Raw genomic sequence first — 21,145 nt, 5'->3', positions numbered from 1 at the left:
GGCTGGCCTGGAAGGTGATTCAAACATTGATTTTGAGTACAGCAGAGGAAAGAAAACAATGAACAACAAGATTGGCTCACGCAGAGGGCTGGTGTCTCTGCTATCGGGAATGTTGCTCAGTATGCTGATAGTCGGTTCTGCCTGGTCGGCGGTGACCTCCAGCCCGACATCCACCGTAAGAGGGCGGGCCCCGGTAGTGACGCAGAGTACCATCGTTTCTGACAATGCCAGCGGCAACGGCTTGATCGACATCGGCGATACCTTGAGTATCGGTACCGCAGGGGCGTTCAGCGATGCGGATGGTGATACGGCGATACCGGAGACCTACCAATGGCAGGCAGATGGTGCAGATATTGCAGGGGCGACCAGTAATACCTACACCATTGTTGCCGGAGACTTGGGCAAAGCCATAACCGTGTTAGTGACTCCGCACACCGACCCGGCCATTACCGATCCGGCTGTGGGTTTAGTGGTTCCCTCCAATACCTTGACAGTTATTGCTGGTGGGACAGTCACCGGCGTGACGGTGACCGGTGACGTTGGTGGCTATCCACAGGTTGACTCTACTTTGACTGCGACAGCAACCTGTGCGGGGGGGACCTGTAATGGCGTGACCTACCAGTGGCAGCTTGAAACTGGCCAGGGCACAAATACTTACAGCAACATAAGCGGGGCAACCAGCAGCACCTACACCCCTGTACGGACAGACCAGAGACTGAGAGTTCAGGTAGTTGTCAGCAACCCTGCGGCTCAATAATAAAGAGTCAGCCCAGGCATGCTTCAGGCGTGCCTGGGCCAGTTGGTTTAACAAATCAGTATGATGGATACGCTGGATGTTGCATCGCAATAATATCTTTAAGATTTTTGTATTCAGGATATTACTGGTTCTGATCGTCGTGATGAGCCAGATGGTGCAGGCTGTCCAGCAATCTACCCAGCCAGTCCACGGACGGCCACCGACCACCACGCTCTCGGTAGACAACGTCAAGCCGCGGGCCGGGGAGGTGATTACCGTGACATCCTCCTTCAATGATGTTGATGGCGATGCGGAGCAGGGAACGACCTACCAGTGGACGTTGGACGGTGCTGCCATTAATGGGGCAACCAGCCCCAGTTATACTCTGGAGCTCAGTAACATCCTGGCGGGCAGTGCGTTGAACGTGATCGTAACCCCTCAAACCAACCCCGATATTACCATTCCAAGTGAAGGACTGCCGGTTCAGCTACCTAGCCCTATCAATATCAAGTGGCAGCGGATGCTTTCCAGCCTGGTATGGGCCGAGTCTCCCCTGGGTGCGGTTGCCGATGGTCTGTCGGTGAACACCGTACATGTTACCGTTCAATATCTGGATGGCACGCCTGTCGTGGGTGCAACGGTACTTTTCGATGCCGATAATATGGGCGCGATCTCGGCCAGTGCGCAAACGGGAATTGAGGGCGAGGCAACGGCTTATGTGACGAATGTGATCGCCGGTAACACTCAGGTAACGGCCAGGATTGATGATGATGCTCAGTCGGTCAATACGCTGTTTGTTGCTGGCCCGGTGGAGGTTGTGCATGCGGAAGTCACCCAGGACAATGCGCGGGCCAATGGCATCGACGATAATAATGTGCTGGTCTATGTCGAAGACCGCCATGGCAACAGTATTGAGGGTGAAACGGTTAACTTCACCGCGACCAACGGCGTAACGCTGCTGGCGATCAGTGGCGTGACGGACAGCAACGGTGAGGTGAAAATAGCCCTGACCAGTGACACTGCCGTCAATAGTGATGTCACGGCCACCACCGCCAATGGTGTTTCAGCTACCGTTAACGTTGCGTTTTTTGCTGACGTGCAGATGACACATATCTTGGCCAACGGCGCCTCATTCTCGGCTGATGATGGCTTCCCTAAAACAGGCTTTACCGGTGCGGAGTTTCAGTTGGTGGTTGGCGAGGATCCTACCGGGAACAGTTCCTATAGCTGGAGTAGCGATCAGAGCTGGGCCAGCGTGGATAGCAGCGGTAATGTGAGATTTAATCAAGAACCTACATCGGCTAATAATCGGGTCACCATTACGGCCGAACATACAGGCAATGGCTCAACGTTAACCTATCAATTCACCGTCAACCGCTGGTTCAGAAATAATAGCTACTTCCTTATGGGGGTCAGTGAGGCTGCCGCTTGGTGCAGTTCCCAAGGGGGCGGCTACGCGGTGCCGAGCTATAGTGAGATGACAGACCGAACCCCGATAGCCCAGACCGGGGCCAACCGGGATGCCAATGCCAGATTATGGAATGAATGGGGCAGCATGAGTCGATACTCTAACGGTTGGTTTGCGGGTAACTATTGGGTGAGGGAGCTTACCGCTGCCGGTAACGAACGGCATTATGTTTACCTGGGGAACGGTAATTTATTCAGTTTCCCGTTAGACGGCGTAACCTATGTGACTTGCTCAACCTCTCTATAGCGAATGTGGCAAAGGCAGCCATAACCCTATAGGAAGCTTAAAAGGGTAGGACAGTCATCGATAGCTATGATAGCTTGTACTTTTGAACTAGCCTGAGAGTACATCAATGCATTTTTCTTCTATCGAAGACGTAAGAAAGGCCATAGATGGCATCGACTCCCAACTTGTTTCACTCATTGCCCAACGTGGCCGGTTGGTGAAAGCAGCCGCCGGATTCAAAAAAGATCAGGATGCTGTTCGCGCCCCTGACAGGGTTCAGAGGGTCATTGATAAGGTCAGGGCAGAAGCCGCTGCGGTTGGACTCCCCGAAGACATTATTGAAAAAGTTTACCGTACGATGATTAACGCATTTATTGAGTATGAGCTGGAACAGCACCGAAGTCTGGTACAAAAATAGTATCGGCCAAGCCCTTGCCGAATAGGGGGGAGCAACAAGGGCGTGCGGGTATTTAGGGATGCAAATCCTGAGGCCTTTTGCTACAAATCTTTTTCATCGCCCGGTTTTTATAGCAGTTGATAGTTTTTAGCCTGAGCTTGAGCTTTTTGGCGATCTCATAAGGCTGTACACCGCTGTAGATTTCGTTAATAACGATCAGCTCTCGGCCGGTCAGATACTGCCGGCTCGTGGCTTCCTCTTCCTCGGCATCAAACTCATCCTGCACCGTTTGGCGAGGGGATATCGCTAGCAAGATATCCTCTACGCAGGCATTTTTATCCAGGGTGATAAAATGGTTGTACATATCCGGGTTGGTCAGGCACAGGCTGTTTTCATACATCAAGATGATCCTGGCCTCCAGCGTGCCCTGCTCAAGGGCGGCATAGAGCGCGGAACAGGCGCCGTAATAATTAATAAAGCCGCAACTGCAATCCAAAATCAGAAAATCACAGGCGCTATTTTTCAGCTTCGGCAGCGTGTGAGCCTCGAATGTCTCTTTCTCGAAGGGTAATTCATGCAACGCTATTTTATTGTGGGGCAAGGTTTCACCGTGCCTAAGCAGCGCGTGTAAGCCGGCGGAGAAATAGCGGTCATTACTCACCGTGTAGATATGAATATCAGGCATAGTTGATCATCCTAATCAGTAATAATCCTATCTGGTACGCGCGTTGGCGGATGAGTCGCAATCTTGTCGATGGCGTGCACGGTTTTTTGCCGACTTTCTGAAAATCAGGATGAGTTTCTTGCTGCACATCCAGCAGCAGCCCGCCCCCTCAACGTAGGGAGGAACGTTCCCTGTCAGCTCGATGGAAATATCACAATGTGGGCAATAGCCGACATACTCGCAGTAAGCCATGATATTTACTCATTCCATTGATTTATATTGAAAATTTATATTACATAGGATAGCAGAGATGTTTTTAATGATCAATAAAATAGATCGATATGACAAAAACAATTGATTTTATCGATAAGTTACCAATTATTTCAATAAAATCAAAAGATAAGAACAATCCTTAACTTATTGGTCAATTACTGAGAATGACCCATATATATTCACTTGGTGTATGTGTGAGTGTTTAATTGTTTGGAATATGAATTATTGATATTTCTCGTCTGTGGTCGGTTTGGCGGCAGGTATATTGTTGGTGTGGACAAGGGGAACAGGGCAATTTTATGCAAGAGGAGGGGGGGAATTGCTACAGCTTATTGGGGGGCAAATGCTCCCGGCATGATGGCCGGGAGCACATGAGATTACTTCAGGAAATCTTCACGCTGTGGAGTGAAGGTATCCAGTAAGGTTCCGGCCTCCAGGCAGACGCAGCCATGCACCACGTCGGGCTTTTTGTACAAGGTATCTCCGGCAGCCACTTCCTTGGTGACGCCATCGATGGTGAAGCTGAAGCGGCCGGAAAGTACGTAGGTCAGTTGCTCGTGCGGGTGGCTGTGCAACGGGCCGACAGCACCTTGGCTAAAGTTGACCTCCACCGCCATCATGGTGCCGCCATGGGCGAGAATGCGGCGTGTCACGCCGTTCCCTAAATCTTCTAACGCACAATCCTGTTTGTAGATAAACATGGTTGTTCCTCAATCAAATATTGCCATCAAGCAAAGAGATCTTCCGGCAAGCGGGCTAGATACAGCGCAGGTTCACCCTCAAAATCGGAGGTGAAGAGCACTTGCCGGTTGTCCGGGGTAAAGGATGGGTGCGGATGCGTTACCTGACGGTCGCCATTCAGCACGCGCCATGAGCTGTTATGCGCGGCCAGGCGTGCCTGACGTTTTTGTTTGGCGTCGAACACGTAAAGCCACGGGTCGTTCTCAATGGTGTAGCCTTGAGAATCCTTGATATCGACCGGCGTAGCCGAACCGTCACCCACTAACAGGCTGCCGTCGTAGTTGCTCATCAGGTGCGAACAGGCTGGCATGGTCATCACGATCTCGTCCTGCCCGGTTTGTGGATCGTATCGGCAGATGTTGCGCTCTTGCTGGCCTTTCAAATAAGAGACGTACATCAGGGCCGAACCGTCCGGGACCCAGAATTCGTGGGTGCAGCTTTCGCCTGGGGCATGAGTTTTTACCTTGCGCATATTGCTGCCGTCTTCGTTAATCAGCCACATGCGGGCATCTACCAGATCGTGCGGCCCTTCGTGGCAGAAGGCGACGCAGTCGCTATGGTATGGGCGATAGATTGGGTGGCCCAGCCAGATGCGGTCTTCATAGATCACGCGTGATTCACCGCTGGCCAAATCGACACGCAGCAGGCGGCAATGCGGGTTTTTGGTGAAGAAGCTGTGGAAAATTTTCCAGTCGGTCAGAGGTTGCCAATCCTGGCGATCGATTTCGATGCCCACCAGGCTGGTGCATTCACTGTTGGCAACCCAGGTACCGTAGCCAACCCACTCTTCAGGCACTCGATACACGGTTTGTTCATTGCCGTTGCTCAGTTCTACCCGGCGCAACTCACGCTCATTCTTCACGTAATACAGGAAACGATCGTCCGGGGATAAAAAACCACCGAAGGTGTTGTCGCCCGGGCCTTCGGTCAACTGCACCGCTTGTTGCCGTTGCAGATCCAGCAGGTAGTAGTTGCGGTTACCGTCAAATTCGCCAGCAAACAACAGTTTACTGCCGTCGTTGGTGAAACATTTCTGGTAGAAGTAGTTGCGATGGCACAGCACTTCAGGCGGTGTCAGGCGGGTGAGTTGTGCGCCGGTACCGGCATCGGTTGTACGATGGAAATTGAACTGGTGGATTGAACCTTTAGCCACGATGGCCTCCCTTAACCTTATCGATAAACCGCCGCTGTTCAGGCGATCCTTTAATTAAATAAAACATCGTTTCATAAATTTAGAAAAATGATATCAAAGTGACGGATTAGGCCAACCCGAACGGGTGATTTATGAGAGCTGCATCGCATAAATCGTTGCGCTTTGCCCGATTGATGGCAGATCGCGGTTTTGCTCATAGCCAACCAGCATGACGCCGTTGCATGCTCGCCATTATAGAAAAATAACGTATGGGCAATCCCTGATGCTGGGACTGCGGCCAGATGCTGCCCGCGTTTTAAAGCGGGTTAAATGAGATCCCCTTATTTTTTATGTGACTTTCATCACAACATTATAACTCGCCTAAAAGTATAAAACGTTATTCCTGTAAAAATGAAATTGCAGTTCATTATTTTTGTTTGCGAGAAGAAACGATGACAACTAATGGTATTAACGCTCTGGGTAAGGGAAGAACGGTCAGGCTAGGGCATCAGCTGGCTTATGGGGGGGGGAACCTGCTGGGTAGCGGCGCGCTGGCGATCAGCGGTGCCTGGCTGCTCTATTTTTACACCACGTTCTGTGGGCTGACGCTGCTGGAGGCGTCATTCATCTTCTCGGTTGCGAGCGTCATCGATGCTATCAGCAACCCGGTGATGGGTTATCTGACCGATAATTTTGGCAATACCTGGCTCGGTAAGCGCTTTGGTCGGCGCCGTTTCTTCTTGCTGATTGGTGCGCCATTGATGGTCTTTTACCCGCTGCTGTGGGTTGAGGGCTTTGGTTTTTGGTACTACCTCGCCACCTACGTTATTTTCGAACTGATTTATACCTCGGTGATGGTGCCTTACGAGACGCTGGCGACCGAAATGACCGATGATTTCGCCATGCGCTCCAAGCTGACTGGCTATAAAGCGATTTTTGGCAAGATGGCCAACTTTTTGGCGGCGTTTATCCCAGGGCAGTTTATTCTGCTCTACGGTAAAGAATCGGCCCAGCCTTTTCTGTATACCGGCATCACCTACGGCGTGATCCTGTTTATTGCCATCACCGTGCTGTATCTGTTCTCCTGGGAGCGCAAGGATGAAGCGATAGCGGAGGTTAAGCATAAGAAATCGCTGCTCAAAACGTTGGCTTCATTGGCGCGGGATATGCAATCGACCTTCTACCTGCGGGTATTTCGCAAGCATCTGGGCATGTATCTGTTCGGCTTCGGCGCGGAATGGCTGTTTGCCTCGGTATTCACCTATTTCGTGATCTTCGTGCTGCAATACGATCCCGCCATTCTGGCCGGATTGAACAGCCTGAATGCCATCTTACAGTTGATATCGACCGCCATCTTTATTGGTCTGTGCGTGAAAAAAGGTTTCAGTAAACCTTATTCCTGGGCGCTCGGTATCGTGATGTTTGCGGTCTGTTGCTACTCCCTGCTGCACTTCTTTAACCTGCCAGCGCATATTGCCACTGCTGCCATCATCGGCATCACCGTGATCTTTGGCCTGGGCACCGGCGGCGTGTATTACATTCCCTGGACGGTGTATACCTTCCTGGCGGACGTGGACGAAGTCTTTACCGGCCGCCGTCGCGAAGGGATCTATGCTGGGGCGATGACCTTCTCCGGCAAGATTATGCGTTCGATTATCGTCTTCACCATGGGGGCGATCCTCAGTTACTACGGCTTCCAGTCCAAGTCTCACACTCAGCCGGAAACCGCTATTACTGCGATCTCCTGGGTGTTCTTTGCTGGCGTGATCTTGTTGGCGCTGATGGCGATTGTCTTCAGCAGCCAGATGACGCTAAACCGCCAGACCCATCAGGTGGTGCTGTACGAAGTGGCCCGCATCAAGGCTGGCGGCAAGATCGGTGATATCAAACCCGACGTTCGCCTGGTCATCGAGAAACTGGTGGGGCTGCCCTACGAACAGTGCTGGGGCAACAGCAAGATCTGCCAGAAGATGAATATCACTCCTGAAGTCTCTACCCCTGTGTATAAACCGGCCTAACGGGCCTGATCTCCCCAAAACCCAGTGACAGGATCTTCTCGCCAACATGGCGGGAGGATCCCTACCTATTAAAAACAAGGAAAGGGAAATGAAGATCGTACCTCTGTCGTTATTAATTGCTCTGGCCAGCGTGTGTCATAACGGTGTCGCCGCACCGCTACCTGCCGCTAATGAACTGGTTTGGCAGGCCATCGCTTTTGGCCAGTCAACGGATGTCAACTTTGCCACCAACGTGTTGCCGGAAAAAGTGGGTACCAATCAGGTGACGATAGCCAATGGCAAGCCGGTGCAGGCCGGGCCGCTGAAAATGCCATTCCACGTCGAAAGCCGGGGGGGCAAAATCGGCAATAGCCATGATGGCCTGACCTTCTACTACACGCGTGTTCCCGCCAATGCCAATGTGGTTCTGGAGGCGGAGGTGACGGTCGATCAGTTTGGCCCGGAAAATATGGCTCTGCCCGCCGGGCAAGAGGGGGCGGGATTGCTGATCCGCGATATCCTCGGCAAACCAAGGTTGGAGAAGGTCCAGCAGGGTTATGAGGAGTTTCCGGCGGCATCCAACATGGTGATGAATGCCATCATGACGCAGGATAAAAAAGATCATCAGCGGGTCAAAATGACGCTGATTTCCCGCAATGGTGTGCTCAATTCCTGGGGGAATGCGGGCGTCGAGATCAAACGTGAGGGTTATCAACCTGAGGTAGATCTGCAGAAAACGCCAACCTTCCGGCTGCGTCTGGCTCGCACGGATCAGGGGTTTACCGCGGCCTACGCCCCGCTGGGCAGCGACAACTGGGTCAGTAAAACCACCAACGATCCGCACCGCGTCACCAAACTGGATCCGCAAGGTTACTACGTGGGCTTCTTTGCATCACGTAACGCACGCATTACCGTCAACCAGGCCAGCTTGACGCTCAGCGAAAGCCAGCTTCCGGCGGCACAAGAGTTTGCGGTTAAAGCGATGCCGCTGCAGATCGAGATCGGTTCTGCGCCAATATCCGCCACGGATGATTATGTCTTCCAGCTACGCAGCAATGAGAGTGGCACTCTGTCGCTAAGCCAGGACGGCGTGGTCATTGCCGCAGAGCGTAAGGTACAGGCCGGAGAGATGCTGGCGGTGAAGGTTGCGCTGAAGAAGGCGGAAACCGCGCTGGATTACCGTTTCACCACGGCAAAAGGCAACGCTCAGAGTGACAAGTTGCTGGTGCGCAAAGCGCGCTATGCCGACGCCGCTAATCTGTATGCTGCGCCACAGGGCAAAGCCGAAAATGATGGCAGCCAGCAGCACCCGCTGGATTTTGCCACCGCCGTGCAGTCATTAACGCCGGGCGGCACGCTTTGGCTGGCGGCGGGGGATTATCCCTTGGCTGTCATACCTGCCGTAGCCAGTGGCACCGCCAAGCATGCCAAAAAGCTCCGGCCGCTTGGGGATGAAGTGGTGCTGCACGGGATGGAACTGGAAGCCAGCTATTGGGATATTCAGGGCATCACGGTAACGGAAAAAAGCCTGCGTATTTCGGGCAGCCATAACCACCTTGACCGGGTGGTGGCACACCATGCGGATGATACCGGAATTGTCATTTCCTCCCCGGCCAACGCCGATCGACCACTGTGGGCCAGCCACAACCTGATCACCCATTCCGAATCATACGCCAACAAGGACCCAGGCCTGATCAATGCGGATGGCTTTGCCGTCAAAATGCGTGTGGGTGAGGGGAATCGGCTCGTCGCCTGCTTCTCGCATGACAACGTGGATGATGGTTTTGATCTGTTTAACAAGATCGAGGATGGCCCGAACGGCAAGGTGATCATCGAGAACAGCGTCGCGCTGCGCAATGTCAATAATGGTTTCAAACTGGGGGGAGAAGGGTTGCCAGTGGCCCATCAGGTGACTAACAGCCTCGCCATTGAAAACGGCATGGATGGGTTTACCGACAACTTCAACCCTGGCGCACTGCAAGTCACCAACAATATGGCGATTGATAACCAGAGGTTTAACTACATTTTCCGCCCGGGCCCATATACCACGCAGGATAAGCAGGGTGTATTCAGCGGCAACGTCTCGCTGCGCAGCAAGCCGGGAGAATATGCCGATGCGGTGGTGGGAAACATCGCCGACAACAATGCCTTTATGTTGTCAGCAGTGAAATAACCCTCCTTAGGGGCGCCGCATGTGATGAACCTGCGGCGTCGTTTTTGCCCTGATGAAAACGGCACACATCACACAATCAAAAATTACTTTCATTTAAAATAAAACATTGTTTCAATTTTATTGATCGCGTCATGGATAAGCGTTAGACTTGCGCCATCATGATGACAGGGGCGAGCAATATCGCTCCCCCTGTATGGCAGCAAGCTGCGGACACTGGCGGGATTGCAACGCTATCCCCACTTTTGACAAGGGCCGCTGATGCCCTGAGTACTAAGGACAAGAGCATGATTCTCGATAATTTTTCATTACAGGGTAAAGTGGCGATTGTGACCGGTTGTGACACCGGGCTGGGGCAGGGGATGGCCATAGGGCTGGCTCAAGCGGGTTGTGATATCGTTGGCGTTAACGTGGTTGAGCCGGAAGAAACCATCGCCAAAGTTACCGCGCTGGGGCGTCGTTTCCTGAGCCTGAAAGCCGACCTGAGCAAACTGGAAGTGCTGCCTGAGCTGCTAGAGCGTGCGGTGGCCGAATTCGGCCATATTGATATTCTGGTCAATAACGCGGGCATCATTCGCCGCCAGGATGCGCTGCAGTTTAGCGAAAAAGATTGGGATGACGTGATGAACCTGAACATCAAGACGGTGTTCTTCATGTCTCAGGCGGTGGCCCGCCAGTTTATTGCCCAAGGCACCGGCGGCAAGATCATCAATATCGCCTCCATGCTGTCTTATCAAGGGGGCATCCGTGTGCCGTCTTACACCGCGTCCAAGAGCGCAGTCATGGGTGTTACCCGTCTGTTGGCCAACGAATGGGCCAGCCACGGTATCAACGTGAACGCGTTGGCTCCTGGCTATATGGCGACGAACAATACTCGCCAACTGCGCGACGATCAGGCTCGTAGTGAGGAAATCCTCGAGCGCATCCCGGCTGGCCGTTGGGGCCTGCCAGAAGATCTGATGGGGCCGGTGGTATTCCTGGCTTCACCGGCTTCGGATTACATCAATGGCTACACCGTAGCGGTAGATGGCGGCTGGTTGGCTCGCTAACCAGACAAAGAATAACCGATTGATTTTATTTGCGGAGAGCAAAAGATGAATATTGCACTGATGATGGAAAACAGCCAGGCGGGTAAAAATGCGCTGGTTCTCGAACAATTGCAGGCGGTTGCGGCTGGCAATCATGATGCGGTGTTCAACGTGGGTATGAGCGATGAGCAGGATCACCATCTGACCTATATCCATTTAGGGATTATGGCCAGCATTCTGTTGAACGCCGAAGCGGTCGACTTTGTGGTCACCGGCTGCGGTACCGGGCAGGGTGCCTTGATGTCACTGAACATCCATCCTGGCGTAGTGTGCGGCTATTGTATCGATCCTGCGGATGCTTTCCTGTTCGCTCAGATCAACAACGGTAATGCGCTGTCCCTGCCGTTTGCCAAAGGCTTTGGCTGGGGTGCAGAGTTGAACGTGCGCTATATCTTTGAGAAGGCCTTTACCGGGCGTAAAGGTGAAGGTTATCCGGTGGAACGTAAGGAACCTCAGGTTCGTAATGCCGGTATCCTCAATCAGGTTAAGCAGGCAGTGATCAAAGACAACTACCTTGATACGCTGCGCGCCATCGATCCAGAGCTGGTGAAGACCGCCGTTAGCGGCCCTCGCTTCCAGGAATGCCTGTTCTCCAACGGTAAAAAGCCGGAGATTGTGGCGTTTGTCAAAGAACTGCTGGCCCGCGCCTGATGTTCTTCAGGTGGCCGAATATCGGCCACCTGTTTTACCCACCGCTTGTTGTCTACCCCAGCTACGTTAAAATGGTTTCATATTCCGTGTTAAAGGAAAGATTATGAAGCTGATGTTCGCCTCGGACCTGCATGGTTCGCTCTCCGCCACCGACAAAATCCTCGAATTGTTTGCTCAAAGCCAGGCCGATTGGTTGATACTGTTGGGTGACTTACTGAATCACGGTCCGCGCAACGCCTTGCCAGATAACTATCAGCCCGCGCAGGTGGCCGAACGATTGAATCACGTTAGTGACAAGATCGTTGCCGTTCGCGGTAATTGCGACAGTGAAGTCGATCAGATGCTGCTCTCCTTCCCGATGATGGCCCCTTACCAACAGGTGCTATTAGCCAAAAGACGATTGTTTTTAACCCACGGGCACCTTTATCATCCCAACACATTACCGCCTTTAACGGACGGAGACGTGCTGGTGTATGGGCATACGCATTTGCCCCAGGCACAAAGGCAAGGGGATATCTACTGTTTTAATCCCGGTTCGGTCAGCATCCCGAAAGGGGGTTTTCCAGCCAGCTATGGCATACTGGCAGACGACGTCTTGAGCGTGCTCGAGTTGCACAACGGCAAGGTTGTTGCAGAGGTGGCGTTAACGCACTAATTTTATAGACCCGATAGCTCGAAAGTGGCAGCCATGGTTGTGGCTTGGCAGAGCAGGGGCACATACCAAAAATAATTGAAGCATAACCCGTGCGCGGCATGCATCGCGCCCAAAAAAGAAGGTTTTACAGGATGGCGGAACAGGATCAGGCTGCAGATACCGAGTGGGTTGATATCGTAAACGAGCAAAACGAAGTGATTGCTCAGTCCAGTCGTCAACAGATGCGTGCCCAACGGCTGCGTCATCGTGCGACCTATATTGTGGTGCATGATGGCATGGGGAAAATTCTGGTGCAGCGGCGCACTGACACCAAAGATTTTTACCCGGGTTGGATGGATGCCACCGCAGGGGGAGTGGTACAAAGCGGGGAAAACGTGTTGGACTCTGCCCGCCGTGAGGCGGAAGAAGAACTGGGTATCGCCGGGATCCCGTTTGCCGAACATGGCTTGTTCTACTTTGAAGAGGAACAGTGCCGTATTTGGGGGGCGTTGTTTAGCTGTGTGGCCAATGGTCCGTTTGCTCTGCAGGAAGAAGAAGTAGCTGAAGTGAGCTGGTTGACGCCAGAGGAGATCACCACCCGCTGCGACGAGTTCACACCCGATTCGCTGAAGGCATTATCGCTTTGGCTAACGCGTAATAACGGTCAGGACTACGGTAAGCCGCTGCCGCGCGAAAGCAGAGCCAGCTCTGGCGAAGAAGACGCCTGATTTAACGCACGGCCTTGCTGCCCATAGAGTAGCAAGGCCGTCTATTCTTCTCCCTTCCAGTTAGACCCTCCCCCTTGCCAACCTGCTGAAATCACAAATGTAACTATCAATGACGGCATTCATACTTCCCCTCTCGGCCCAAATCCGCTGATTCTATCTACCTACAATTGACTAACCGATCTCATCAACATTGCTATCCTTGGCGTTACAAATCCATCAAGAATAAATATCCTTATTTATCATAATATTATGTTTATTTCGGTGCGTGGTTTTGATAATTTTTGTTTTTAAATAAAAAAATCAAAACAACGTTTCTACTTTGGTCACACTTTTGCCATCCACTGAATGACGTTGGAAAAATTTCAGATATAATAATTTGAAATAGTGTTTCAGTTTGTTGGTTGGTAGATGACCGGATCATCTGGGAGACCGAAAAATGGAATTATCCTACTGTAGCAAGCAACCCGACGGCATAGTGACAATGCGAGCATTGGCCGCTGATGATTGGCTGAAATTGGCCAGCGAACGCCTGAAAAAATTTATCGATTTATCACGACAGGGAGGATGCTGAACCTGGGCAGACTGCCGGGCTTGTCATTTCTATTGTTTAACCTTACTTAAATTTTACTTAACTAATTTCATTTCTTTTTCTATTTAAATGGCTATGGGTAACAACCATGAATGAAAACAGAATGCTGGGGTTAGCCTATATATCACCTTATATAATAGGGTTGATCATATTTACGGCGTTCCCCTTTGTGTCATCATTCTTGCTGAGTTTTACGGAATATGACCTGATGAATCCCCCGGTGTTTAACGGGGTGGAAAACTATCGTTATATGCTGATGGAAGACCATCTTTTTTGGAAATCGATGGGCGTCACCTTTGCATATGTGTTTCTGACCATCCCGTTAAAATTGGCCTTTGCGTTAGGTATCGCTTTTGTCCTTAATTTTAAACTGCGTGGCATCGGCTTTTTCCGTACGGCCTATTACGTTCCTTCTATTCTGGGCAGCAGCGTGGCTATCGCCGTGCTGTGGCGTGCGTTGTTTGCCATCGACGGGCTGCTAAACAGCTTTATCGGTGTCTTTGGGATGGATCCGGTCAACTGGTTGGGAGAGCCTTCACTGGCATTAATGTCGGTCACGTTGCTGCGTGTATGGCAGTTCGGCTCTGCGATGGTGATCTTCCTGGCGGCGCTGCAAAACGTGCCACAGTCACAATATGAAGCGGCCATGATTGATGGTGCTTCCAAGTGGCAGATGTTTATGAAAGTCACGGTACCGCTGATCACGCCGGTGATTTTCTTCAACTTTATTATGCAGACCACGCAGGCGTTCCAGGAGTTTACGGCTCCGTATGTGATTACCGGGGGCGGGCCAACCCATTACACCTATCTGTTCTCACTGTATATCTACGATACCGCCTTTAAATATTTTGATATGGGCTACGGTGCCGCATTGGCGTGGATCCTGTTCCTGGTTGTGGCCTTGTTCGCCTCAATCGCCTTTAAATCATCGAAGTATTGGGTCTTCTACTCGGCAGATAAGGGTGGCAAAAATGGCTGATATGCAACAGAACCAATTACCCATGTCCAGTGCGCAGGAAATCGCTGAGCGTGAAGTTCAGCGCACATTGCGCCGGGAAAAAATCAGCGCCGCTATTCGTTACGTCGTGCTGCTGCTGGTGGGATTGTTGATGCTGTATCCGCTGGTGTGGATGTTCTCGGCATCGTTTAAACCCAATCAGGAGATCTTCACTACCCTGGGCCTGTGGCCAGACAATGCGACCTCGGATGGTTTCGTTAACGGTTGGAAAACCGGCACGGAATATAACTTTGGTCATTACATGCTTAACACCTTTAAATTTGTGATCCCCAAGGTGTTATTAACCATTATCTCTTCGACCATTGTGGCCTACGGTTTTGCCCGCTTTGAGATCCCGTGGAAGAAATTCTGGTTTGCCACGCTGATCACCACCATGTTGCTGCCGAGCACGGTGTTACTGATCCCGCAATACATCATGTTCCGTGAAATGGGCATGCTGGACAGCTACCTGCCGCTCTATTTGCCGCTGGCATTTGCGACCCAAGGGTTCTTCGTCTTTATGTTGATCCAGTTCCTGCGCGGTGTGCCACGGGATATGGAAGAGGCGGCCCAGATTGATGGTTGCAACTCGTTCCAGGTGCTGTGGTATGTGGTGGTGCCGATCCTGAAACCGGCGATTATCTCCGTCGCCCTGTTCCAGTTTATGTGGTCGATGAATGACTTTATTGGCCCGTTGATCTACGTCTACAGCGTCGATAAGTACCCAATTGCGCTGGCGTTGAAAATGTCTATCGACGTGACAGAAGGTGCGCCGTGGAACGAAATCCTGGCTATGGCAAGCATCTCTATTCTGCCGTCCATCATCGTGTTCTTCCTGGCCCAACGCTACTTTGTGCAGGGCGTTACCAGCAGCGGAATTAAAGGTTAATTGAGGATCTATCATGGCTGAAGTCATTTTTAACAATCTGCAGAAAGTGTACAGCAACGGCTATAAGGCGGTACATGGCATCAATCTGACCATTGCCGATGGCGAGTTTATGGTGATTGTCGGCCCTTCCGGCTGTGCCAAATCGACCACGTTGCGGATGCTGGCAGGGCTGGAAACCATCAGCGGCGGCGAAGTGCGCATTGGCGACCGCGTGGTGAATAATCTGGCCCCTAAATCCCGTGGTATTGCCATGGTGTTTCAGAACTATGCGCTGTATCCGCATATGACGGTAAAAGACAACCTGGCGTTTGGTTTGAAGCTGAGCAAGCTGCCTAAAGAGCAGATTGAAGAGCAGGTTAACGAAGCCGCCAAGATCCTGGAGCTGGAAGAGCTGTTGGATCGTTTGCCACGCCAACTCTCTGGTGGGCAGGCGCAGCGTGTGGCCGTGGGCCGCGCAATTGTGAAAAAACCAGACGTGTTCCTGTTTGATGAACCGTTGTCTAACCTGGATGCCAAGCTGCGTGCTTCGATGCGTATCCGTATTTCCGATTTGCACAAGCAGCTGAAAAAGAGCGGCAAACCGGCGACCACCGTCTATGTTACCCACGATCAGACTGAAGCCATGACCATGGGCGACCGTATCTGCGTGATGAAGCTGGGCCATATCATGCAGGTGGATACGCCAGACAACCTGTATCACTTCCCGAAAAACATGTTTGTCGCCGGCTTTATCGGGGCGCCAGAAATGAACATCAAGCCGAGCAAGCTGGTAGAGAAGGACGGCAAAATCGGCCTTACCGTCGGTAATTACACCTTGACCCTCAGCCAGTATCAGCAGGATAAGGTCGCCAGCTTTGTCGGGCAGGACGTGTTCTTTGGCGTGCGGCCCGAGTTTGTGTCAATTTCAGAGTCGCCGTTTGAGGGCAACCACTCCGAAGGGGAATTGGTCCGCGTCGAGAATATGGGCCATGAGTTCTTTGTTTACCTGAAGGTGAATGATTTTGAACTGACCTGCCGTATTCCTTCCGATGACGTCAAACCGATCCTGAAAAATGGGCTGCATCGTCCGGTTTACTTCAAATTCGATATGGATAAATGCCACATTTTTGATGCGAAAACAGAAAAGAATATTTCTCTTTAACAGGAGTGGTCAATAATGAAAAAAATAGTCTTACGTACTCTGGTAGCTTCATCCATGGCGATATTTGCCCATCAGGCCTTTGCTGCTGAACAGGTTGACTTACGTATGTCCTGGTGGGGAGGCAATGGCCGCCATCAGGTTACGTTGAAAGCGATTGAAGCGTTCGAGAAGCAGAACCCGAATATCAAGGTGAAATCGGAATACACCGGCTGGGACGGTCACCTTTCACGCCTGACCACCCAAATCGCCGGGGGCACCGAGCCGGATGTGATGCAAACCAACTGGAACTGGCTGCCGATCTTTTCAAAAACCGGCACCGGGTTCTATGACCTGAACAAGGTGAGTGAGTATCTGGATCTGACCCAATTTGATCCCAAAGAGCTGCAAACCACCACGATTGACGGCAAGCTGAACGGCATCCCGATTTCAGTGACCGCGCGCGTTTTCTATTATAACGATGTCACCTGGAAAGACGCGGGTGTGCAATATCCCAATAACTGGGATGAATTACTCGCTGCCGGTAAAACCTTCAACGAAAAACTGGGCGAGAAATACTATCCGGTGGTGTTAGAGCACCAGGATACCTTTGCCTTGTTGCGCTCGTATATGATCCAAAAATATAACGTCGATATTATCGACGAGTCTAAGAAAAAGTTTGCTTACAGCGAAGCGCAATGGGTCGATTTCTTCCAGATGTATAAAGACATGGTGGATAGCCACGTCATGCCGTCATCGAAATACTATGCCTCGTTCGGCAAAAGCAATATGTATGAGATGAAACCCTGGATTGCGGGGGAGTGGGGCGGAACCTATATGTGGAACTCCACCATCAACAAATATTCCGACAACCTGAAGGCACCGGCCAAGCTTGAACTGGGGCCATACCCGATGCTGCCAGGAGCCAAGGATGCCGGATTGTTCTTCAAACCGTCGCAAATGTTCTCGATTGGTAAAAGCAGCAAACATCCAAAAGAAGCGGCAATGTTGATTAACTTCCTGTTAAACAGCAAGGAAGGCGTTGAGGCGCTGAAGCTGGAACGTGGCGTGCCGTTAAGCAAAGTGGCCGTCAGCCAGTTGCGCGAAAGTGGAGCTATCCAGGATAGCGATCCGGCCGTTTCCGGGTTGAAACTGGCATTGTCACTGCCGCATGCCATCAGCGCTTCACCGTATTTTGACGACCCGCAGATCGTGGTGCTGTTCCAGGATGCCATTCAGAATATCGATTATGGTAAGAAAACGGTGCAGGAAGTGGCGACAGATTTCCAGCGCCAGGGCGACCGCATTCTGAAACGCGCAATGAGATAAGGCTTATTTAAATAGCTGTTAGTTATAGTGATACAGCTGGGAGTTATGCAGAACGCCGACACGCCGTGAACCCGTCCCTGGGGGCTCGTATCGTGCATCCATGCGCTCAACGGTCGGCTAACCTGCATAGCACCCATCTGTCAGAGACTTATTGTGGCGCGGTATTACGTACGGCTATTTATATTGGGTAATCTTTATTCATCAAAAAAGATAAATTTTGTTTTAAGTCATATGCTCGCTATTTCCGTTTTTGAGTAATAAGTATTTCAAATAACACTATAACCCCCTTAATTAGAGTGGGGATGTCTTTTCTATAATTAATGATAAGGGTAGTAATAATGAAATTTAAATTATTGACTCTGGTGTTAGCCTCTGTAGCAAACTTTAGTGCAATGGCCATGTCGCTTGATTTGCGCCATGAATGGCAGGATACAGCCAAAGGCGACCATAAAAATAGAATGCTGGTATCACATCGTTTCGATAACGGCCTGGGATTCTCTCTGGAAGCAAAATGGCGTCAGGACTCTTCAGACTCGACGCCTGATAAACCTTTCCACGAGCAGGTCAGTAATGGGACCGAGGCCGTCGTCAGCTATCAGCATAAATTTGATGCGATCACCCTGCAGCCAGGGTTCTCGCTAGAGTCCAACAGTAATAGCAACGGCTATCGTCCTTATCTGCGTGCGCAGTATAACTTTACCAAAGACATTTATGTGGCAGGCAGATATCGCTACGAATATAAGCGTACCACCTCAAAAGGTTCAGAGGGGGATGAGAAAACCAACCGTGGTGATTTTTGGTTAGGTTATAACTTCTACAAGGACTGGTCGGCCGAATATAACTACGTGTATAAGAGCAGCAACAAGGTTATTTTTGACGATGGCAAAACCGATTACGAACATAACGTCAAGCTGGCTTACAAATGGGATAAAAACTGGAAGCCTTATGTTGAGGTGGGGAACGTGAAGCAAGATAGCCAACACGATAACCGCCAGACGCGCTACCGTGTCGGGATAAACTACAGCTGGTAAGCGTTAGATACCGGGAATACCGACTTATCGGCGGGTTCCCGGTATCGTCATCGTTAACAGCTGCTACGACGGCACAGGGTCGAAGGGATCGAACCTTCGGGCTGCCAGGGCTGATCGTTCAAGCGTGCCAACAATGCCTTACCTGCCTGGATACCAATCTCCTTATGCGGCACGGTCATGGTCGTCAGCGGTGGCTGACAGACCTGGCTGACCTCGCTGTTGCCAAACCCCACGATAGCCAACTGCTCCGGCACCTTGATCCGCCGCCGCTGGCATTCATACAGCGCGCCACAGGCCAGTTCATCAGACGCACAGACCAAGGCATCCAACTCCGGCCAGGCCAGTAAAAACTCCGGCAATTGCTGGGCGCCGAGGCTGAAGCTGGCGGGTTGTGCGGCATTAATTACCCGATGGGGGGACATGTGGTTTTGCAGTAGCGCCTTGTGCCAGCCTTGCAGATGCTGTTGGAAAATCCACTGTTCCTGATTGGCGCACAACAGGCCAACATTCTGATACCCGCTGGCGATCACGGTTTGAGTGAGCTGATACATCGCGGCGACGTAATCGATGCCGATATTGATGTCGATTGGGTCGGTGCGGATTGCCCCAATTTCCACCACCGGAATATTGGCTGCGGTCAATGCCTGACGGGTACTTTCAGAATGCTCAATGCTTAACAGCACGGCCGCAGCCAGGTTGTAAGAGAGCAGGGTTTCCAGCAACGTTTCTTCACGCTCGATATGATGTTGGGACTCGGCCAACATGATCTGGTAACCCGCCGGTTGCAGTACCCGCTGTAACCCGGCAAACATATCCGCACAGCCGGACTCGGAAAAACTCGGCACCACCATGGCGATGGTATAAGAAGACGCCGAGGCTAACGAACTGGCCGCCAGGTTGGGGAGGTAACCCAACTCACTGACCGCCGACTCGATTTTTTCTCTCAGCTTATCTGAAACCTGTTCGGGCGTGCGTAGCGCCCGCGAGACGGTCATGGTGCCCACGCCTGCCAATTGGGCCACGTCGGCCAGGGTAACCCGGCCGGTACTGCGTCGTTTTCTACCGATCGACATTGCTGATCCTGACTGAAATGCGCGTATAACGCATAAATGAGCTCATGGGGTGAAACCCATTTCTGGGCTTCGTCGTTCCCGCTTTTGGGCCCATTCTACCCCGTTCCTTTGGCGATCGATAAAAAAACTGAGCCGCCGTGTTTCATCCTCGATAGTTTTGATAGCGCTATCACAGATCTGGATGATTGATTTTTGGTAGCGCTATCTTTGTGCGTTCAGTCACAGTTTAACCCCAGCACGTTGATTAAAGTTTTACCGTCGCCGGGCTATTGCATGACGGCCACGCGCCATCAAACGATCCATAGCCAACAGATTTCGTTCCGTTAGGGTCCGGAAACTCTGGCAGCTTAAGGGAAAACCCATAAGGAGGAGATGTGCTCAACGACTGGCTGAACGCCGACCACATTCAACTGTGCGATCAGGTTACCGACTGGCAGGAGGCGGTCACGCTGAGTGCTCAGCCGCTGCTGCAGCGCGGAGTGATCACCGCCGATTACCTGACGGCCATATTTCGCCAACATCAGGCGCTGGGGCCCTATTTCGTGTTGGCACCTGGTATCGCGATGCCCCATGCCAGGCCGGAGGAGGGCGCCAAAGCGCTCGGTCTTTCACTATTGAAGATAAAGCAGGGCGTGCATTTTCAGTCAGAAGATAACGACCCGGTCTTCATTGTGGTGATGCTTTCCGCTCCGGATAGCAGTAGCCACATTGAAATGATCTCGCAACTGGCCGAATTATTTTCTGATAGCGAAGCCATGGAGAAACTGTTCCTGGCGCAAACCAAACGGCAAATTGAGGATGTTATCGCCAATTATTAAGCTCTAACCGGTTATACCAGCAACCTTTGATAATACTCAACATCCGATAGATATCGGGTGACGCTATCCTACACATAAAATTTGGCAGGTAAGAATAATGAAAATCATGGCTATTTGTGGCTCAGGATTAGGTAGCAGCTTTATGGTGGAAATGAACATCAAGAAAGTGCTGAAGAAAATGAATATTGAGGCGGAGGTTGAACACTCTGACCTTTCCTCGGCAACGCCGGGTGCGGCAGATATCTTCGTGATGGCGAAAGATATTGCCGCTAGCGCCAGCGTGCCTGCCGACCAGTTGGTGGTGATCAGCAATATCATTGATATTAATGAGCTTGAAGCCAAGCTGCGTGCTTACTTCGCAGCCCACTCCATTATTTAATCTAACCCATTGGCGAGGT

The 21,145-nt window shown here is 51.5% G+C and carries 20 protein-coding genes; 16 read left to right on the top strand and 4 right to left on the bottom strand.

The window, feature by feature from the left end; all coding sequences use genetic code 11:
* Positions 1-58 precede the first annotated feature (58 nt).
* From IMQ33_RS05965 to IMQ33_RS05955, 3 genes are all read left to right on the top strand, one after another.
* Complete coding sequence (locus IMQ33_RS05965; protein ID WP_226906485.1) at positions 59-757, top strand: ZirU family protein; 699 nt, start codon at positions 59-61, stop codon at positions 755-757.
* A 76-nt stretch (positions 758-833) separates the two neighbouring features.
* Positions 834-2,450 carry an Ig-like domain-containing protein gene (locus tag IMQ33_RS05960; protein ID WP_196062689.1) on the top strand — a complete coding sequence of 539 codons (1,617 nt, stop codon included), beginning with the start codon at positions 834-836 and terminating at the stop codon, positions 2,448-2,450.
* A 106-nt stretch (positions 2,451-2,556) separates the two neighbouring features.
* On the top strand, positions 2,557-2,847 hold the full coding sequence (locus IMQ33_RS05955) for a chorismate mutase (RefSeq protein ID WP_161712414.1): 291 nt from the start codon (positions 2,557-2,559) through the stop codon (positions 2,845-2,847).
* A gap of 52 nt (positions 2,848-2,899) precedes the next feature.
* On the opposite strand, the gene IMQ33_RS05950 is transcribed toward IMQ33_RS05955, so the two are convergent.
* The 3 genes from IMQ33_RS05950 to IMQ33_RS05940 form a co-directional block, all read right to left on the bottom strand.
* Positions 2,900-3,511, bottom strand: coding sequence for a LuxR C-terminal-related transcriptional regulator (locus IMQ33_RS05950; protein WP_065683082.1), 612 nt, complete (start codon positions 3,509-3,511; stop codon positions 2,900-2,902).
* A 629-nt stretch (positions 3,512-4,140) separates the two neighbouring features.
* Positions 4,141-4,464 (bottom strand): cupin domain-containing protein, encoded by a 324-nt coding sequence (locus IMQ33_RS05945; protein WP_021806015.1) that lies wholly within the window; start codon positions 4,462-4,464, stop codon positions 4,141-4,143.
* A 26-nt stretch (positions 4,465-4,490) separates the two neighbouring features.
* Positions 4,491-5,657: an oligogalacturonate lyase family protein gene (locus IMQ33_RS05940; RefSeq protein ID WP_161712413.1), complete on the bottom strand. Its 1,167-nt coding sequence runs from the start codon at positions 5,655-5,657 to the stop codon at positions 4,491-4,493.
* A gap of 431 nt (positions 5,658-6,088) precedes the next feature.
* Here IMQ33_RS05940 and IMQ33_RS05935 point away from each other — a divergent pair, with 431 nt between their 5' ends.
* The 11 genes from IMQ33_RS05935 (at position 6,089) to IMQ33_RS05885 (ending at position 18,856) form a co-directional block, all read left to right on the top strand.
* Complete coding sequence (locus tag IMQ33_RS05935) at positions 6,089-7,654, top strand: MFS transporter (RefSeq protein ID WP_065683084.1); 1,566 nt, start codon at positions 6,089-6,091, stop codon at positions 7,652-7,654.
* A gap of 88 nt (positions 7,655-7,742) precedes the next feature.
* On the top strand, positions 7,743-9,806 hold the full coding sequence (locus IMQ33_RS05930; RefSeq protein WP_196062688.1) for a right-handed parallel beta-helix repeat-containing protein: 2,064 nt from the start codon (positions 7,743-7,745) through the stop codon (positions 9,804-9,806).
* Positions 9,807-10,090: 284 nt separating this feature from the next.
* A complete protein-coding gene (gene kduD, locus IMQ33_RS05925) occupies positions 10,091-10,852 on the top strand; it encodes a 2-dehydro-3-deoxy-D-gluconate 5-dehydrogenase KduD (protein WP_065683085.1) in 762 nt (253 codons plus the stop codon).
* 45 nt (positions 10,853-10,897) lie between these two features.
* Entirely contained in the window at positions 10,898-11,542 is a 645-nt protein-coding gene (locus IMQ33_RS05920; RefSeq protein WP_021178550.1) for an RpiB/LacA/LacB family sugar-phosphate isomerase, read from the top strand.
* Positions 11,543-11,645: 103 nt separating this feature from the next.
* Positions 11,646-12,197: a phosphodiesterase gene (gene yfcE, locus IMQ33_RS05915; RefSeq protein ID WP_065683086.1), complete on the top strand. Its 552-nt coding sequence runs from the start codon at positions 11,646-11,648 to the stop codon at positions 12,195-12,197.
* A gap of 131 nt (positions 12,198-12,328) precedes the next feature.
* Complete coding sequence (yfcD, locus tag IMQ33_RS05910; RefSeq protein WP_098930380.1) at positions 12,329-12,904, top strand: NUDIX hydrolase YfcD; 576 nt, start codon at positions 12,329-12,331, stop codon at positions 12,902-12,904.
* 677 nt (positions 12,905-13,581) lie between these two features.
* Entirely contained in the window at positions 13,582-14,472 is an 891-nt protein-coding gene (locus IMQ33_RS05905; RefSeq protein ID WP_024530676.1) for a carbohydrate ABC transporter permease, read from the top strand.
* Positions 14,465-15,379 (top strand): carbohydrate ABC transporter permease, encoded by a 915-nt coding sequence (locus tag IMQ33_RS05900; RefSeq protein WP_024485192.1) that lies wholly within the window; start codon positions 14,465-14,467, stop codon positions 15,377-15,379. The genes IMQ33_RS05905 and IMQ33_RS05900 overlap by 8 nt, the downstream gene beginning before the upstream one ends.
* A gap of 13 nt (positions 15,380-15,392) precedes the next feature.
* Entirely contained in the window at positions 15,393-16,520 is a 1,128-nt protein-coding gene (locus IMQ33_RS05895; RefSeq protein WP_024530677.1) for an ABC transporter ATP-binding protein, read from the top strand.
* 15 nt (positions 16,521-16,535) lie between these two features.
* Positions 16,536-17,825, top strand: a complete 1,290-nt coding sequence (locus tag IMQ33_RS05890) for an ABC transporter substrate-binding protein (RefSeq protein WP_065683088.1) — start codon at positions 16,536-16,538, stop codon at positions 17,823-17,825.
* A gap of 338 nt (positions 17,826-18,163) precedes the next feature.
* Positions 18,164-18,856, top strand: a complete 693-nt coding sequence (locus IMQ33_RS05885) for an oligogalacturonate-specific porin KdgM family protein (RefSeq protein WP_098930382.1) — start codon at positions 18,164-18,166, stop codon at positions 18,854-18,856.
* 53 nt (positions 18,857-18,909) lie between these two features.
* Here the strand turns inward: IMQ33_RS05885 and IMQ33_RS05880 are convergent, their stop codons facing one another.
* Positions 18,910-19,929 (bottom strand): LacI family DNA-binding transcriptional regulator, encoded by a 1,020-nt coding sequence (locus IMQ33_RS05880; RefSeq protein WP_065683090.1) that lies wholly within the window; start codon positions 19,927-19,929, stop codon positions 18,910-18,912.
* Between the two features lie 374 nt (positions 19,930-20,303).
* Here IMQ33_RS05880 and IMQ33_RS05875 point away from each other — a divergent pair, with 374 nt between their 5' ends.
* Together IMQ33_RS05875 and IMQ33_RS05870 are read left to right on the top strand one after the other, a co-directional pair.
* Positions 20,304-20,747 carry a PTS sugar transporter subunit IIA gene (locus tag IMQ33_RS05875; protein WP_065683091.1) on the top strand — a complete coding sequence of 148 codons (444 nt, stop codon included), beginning with the start codon at positions 20,304-20,306 and terminating at the stop codon, positions 20,745-20,747.
* A 97-nt stretch (positions 20,748-20,844) separates the two neighbouring features.
* Positions 20,845-21,126, top strand: a complete 282-nt coding sequence (locus IMQ33_RS05870; protein ID WP_024530682.1) for a PTS sugar transporter subunit IIB — start codon at positions 20,845-20,847, stop codon at positions 21,124-21,126.
* Positions 21,127-21,145: the final 19 nt, after the last annotated feature.

It is taken from the genome of Serratia sp. Res13-Sevr-LER1-36-b (genome assembly GCF_015673035.1).
Taxonomy (GTDB): Bacteria; Pseudomonadota; Gammaproteobacteria; order Enterobacterales; family Enterobacteriaceae; genus Chania; species Chania fonticola_C.
This window is presented reverse-complemented; position numbering and strand designations above follow the sequence as displayed.

Excerpts from the sequence above, each read along its gene's own strand:
- IMQ33_RS05965 (WP_226906485.1), top strand. The coding sequence starts at position 59 with ATGAACAACAAGATTGGCTCACGCAGAGGGCTGGTGTCTCTGCTATCG.
- IMQ33_RS05960 (WP_196062689.1), top strand. The coding sequence starts at position 834 with ATGTTGCATCGCAATAATATCTTTAAGATTTTTGTATTCAGGATATTA.
- IMQ33_RS05955 (WP_161712414.1), top strand. The coding sequence starts at position 2,557 with ATGCATTTTTCTTCTATCGAAGACGTAAGAAAGGCCATAGATGGCATC.
- IMQ33_RS05950 (WP_065683082.1), bottom strand. The coding sequence starts at position 3,511 with ATGCCTGATATTCATATCTACACGGTGAGTAATGACCGCTATTTCTCC.
- IMQ33_RS05945 (WP_021806015.1), bottom strand. The coding sequence starts at position 4,464 with ATGTTTATCTACAAACAGGATTGTGCGTTAGAAGATTTAGGGAACGGC.
- IMQ33_RS05935 (WP_065683084.1), top strand. The coding sequence starts at position 6,089 with ATGACAACTAATGGTATTAACGCTCTGGGTAAGGGAAGAACGGTCAGG.
- IMQ33_RS05930 (WP_196062688.1), top strand. The coding sequence starts at position 7,743 with ATGAAGATCGTACCTCTGTCGTTATTAATTGCTCTGGCCAGCGTGTGT.
- kduD (WP_065683085.1), top strand. The coding sequence starts at position 10,091 with ATGATTCTCGATAATTTTTCATTACAGGGTAAAGTGGCGATTGTGACC.
- IMQ33_RS05920 (WP_021178550.1), top strand. The coding sequence starts at position 10,898 with ATGAATATTGCACTGATGATGGAAAACAGCCAGGCGGGTAAAAATGCG.
- yfcE (WP_065683086.1), top strand. The coding sequence starts at position 11,646 with ATGAAGCTGATGTTCGCCTCGGACCTGCATGGTTCGCTCTCCGCCACC.
- yfcD (WP_098930380.1), top strand. The coding sequence starts at position 12,329 with ATGGCGGAACAGGATCAGGCTGCAGATACCGAGTGGGTTGATATCGTA.
- IMQ33_RS05905 (WP_024530676.1), top strand. The coding sequence starts at position 13,582 with ATGAATGAAAACAGAATGCTGGGGTTAGCCTATATATCACCTTATATA.
- IMQ33_RS05900 (WP_024485192.1), top strand. The coding sequence starts at position 14,465 with ATGGCTGATATGCAACAGAACCAATTACCCATGTCCAGTGCGCAGGAA.
- IMQ33_RS05895 (WP_024530677.1), top strand. The coding sequence starts at position 15,393 with ATGGCTGAAGTCATTTTTAACAATCTGCAGAAAGTGTACAGCAACGGC.
- IMQ33_RS05890 (WP_065683088.1), top strand. The coding sequence starts at position 16,536 with ATGAAAAAAATAGTCTTACGTACTCTGGTAGCTTCATCCATGGCGATA.
- IMQ33_RS05885 (WP_098930382.1), top strand. The coding sequence starts at position 18,164 with ATGAAATTTAAATTATTGACTCTGGTGTTAGCCTCTGTAGCAAACTTT.
- IMQ33_RS05880 (WP_065683090.1), bottom strand. The coding sequence starts at position 19,929 with ATGTCGATCGGTAGAAAACGACGCAGTACCGGCCGGGTTACCCTGGCC.
- IMQ33_RS05870 (WP_024530682.1), top strand. The coding sequence starts at position 20,845 with ATGAAAATCATGGCTATTTGTGGCTCAGGATTAGGTAGCAGCTTTATG.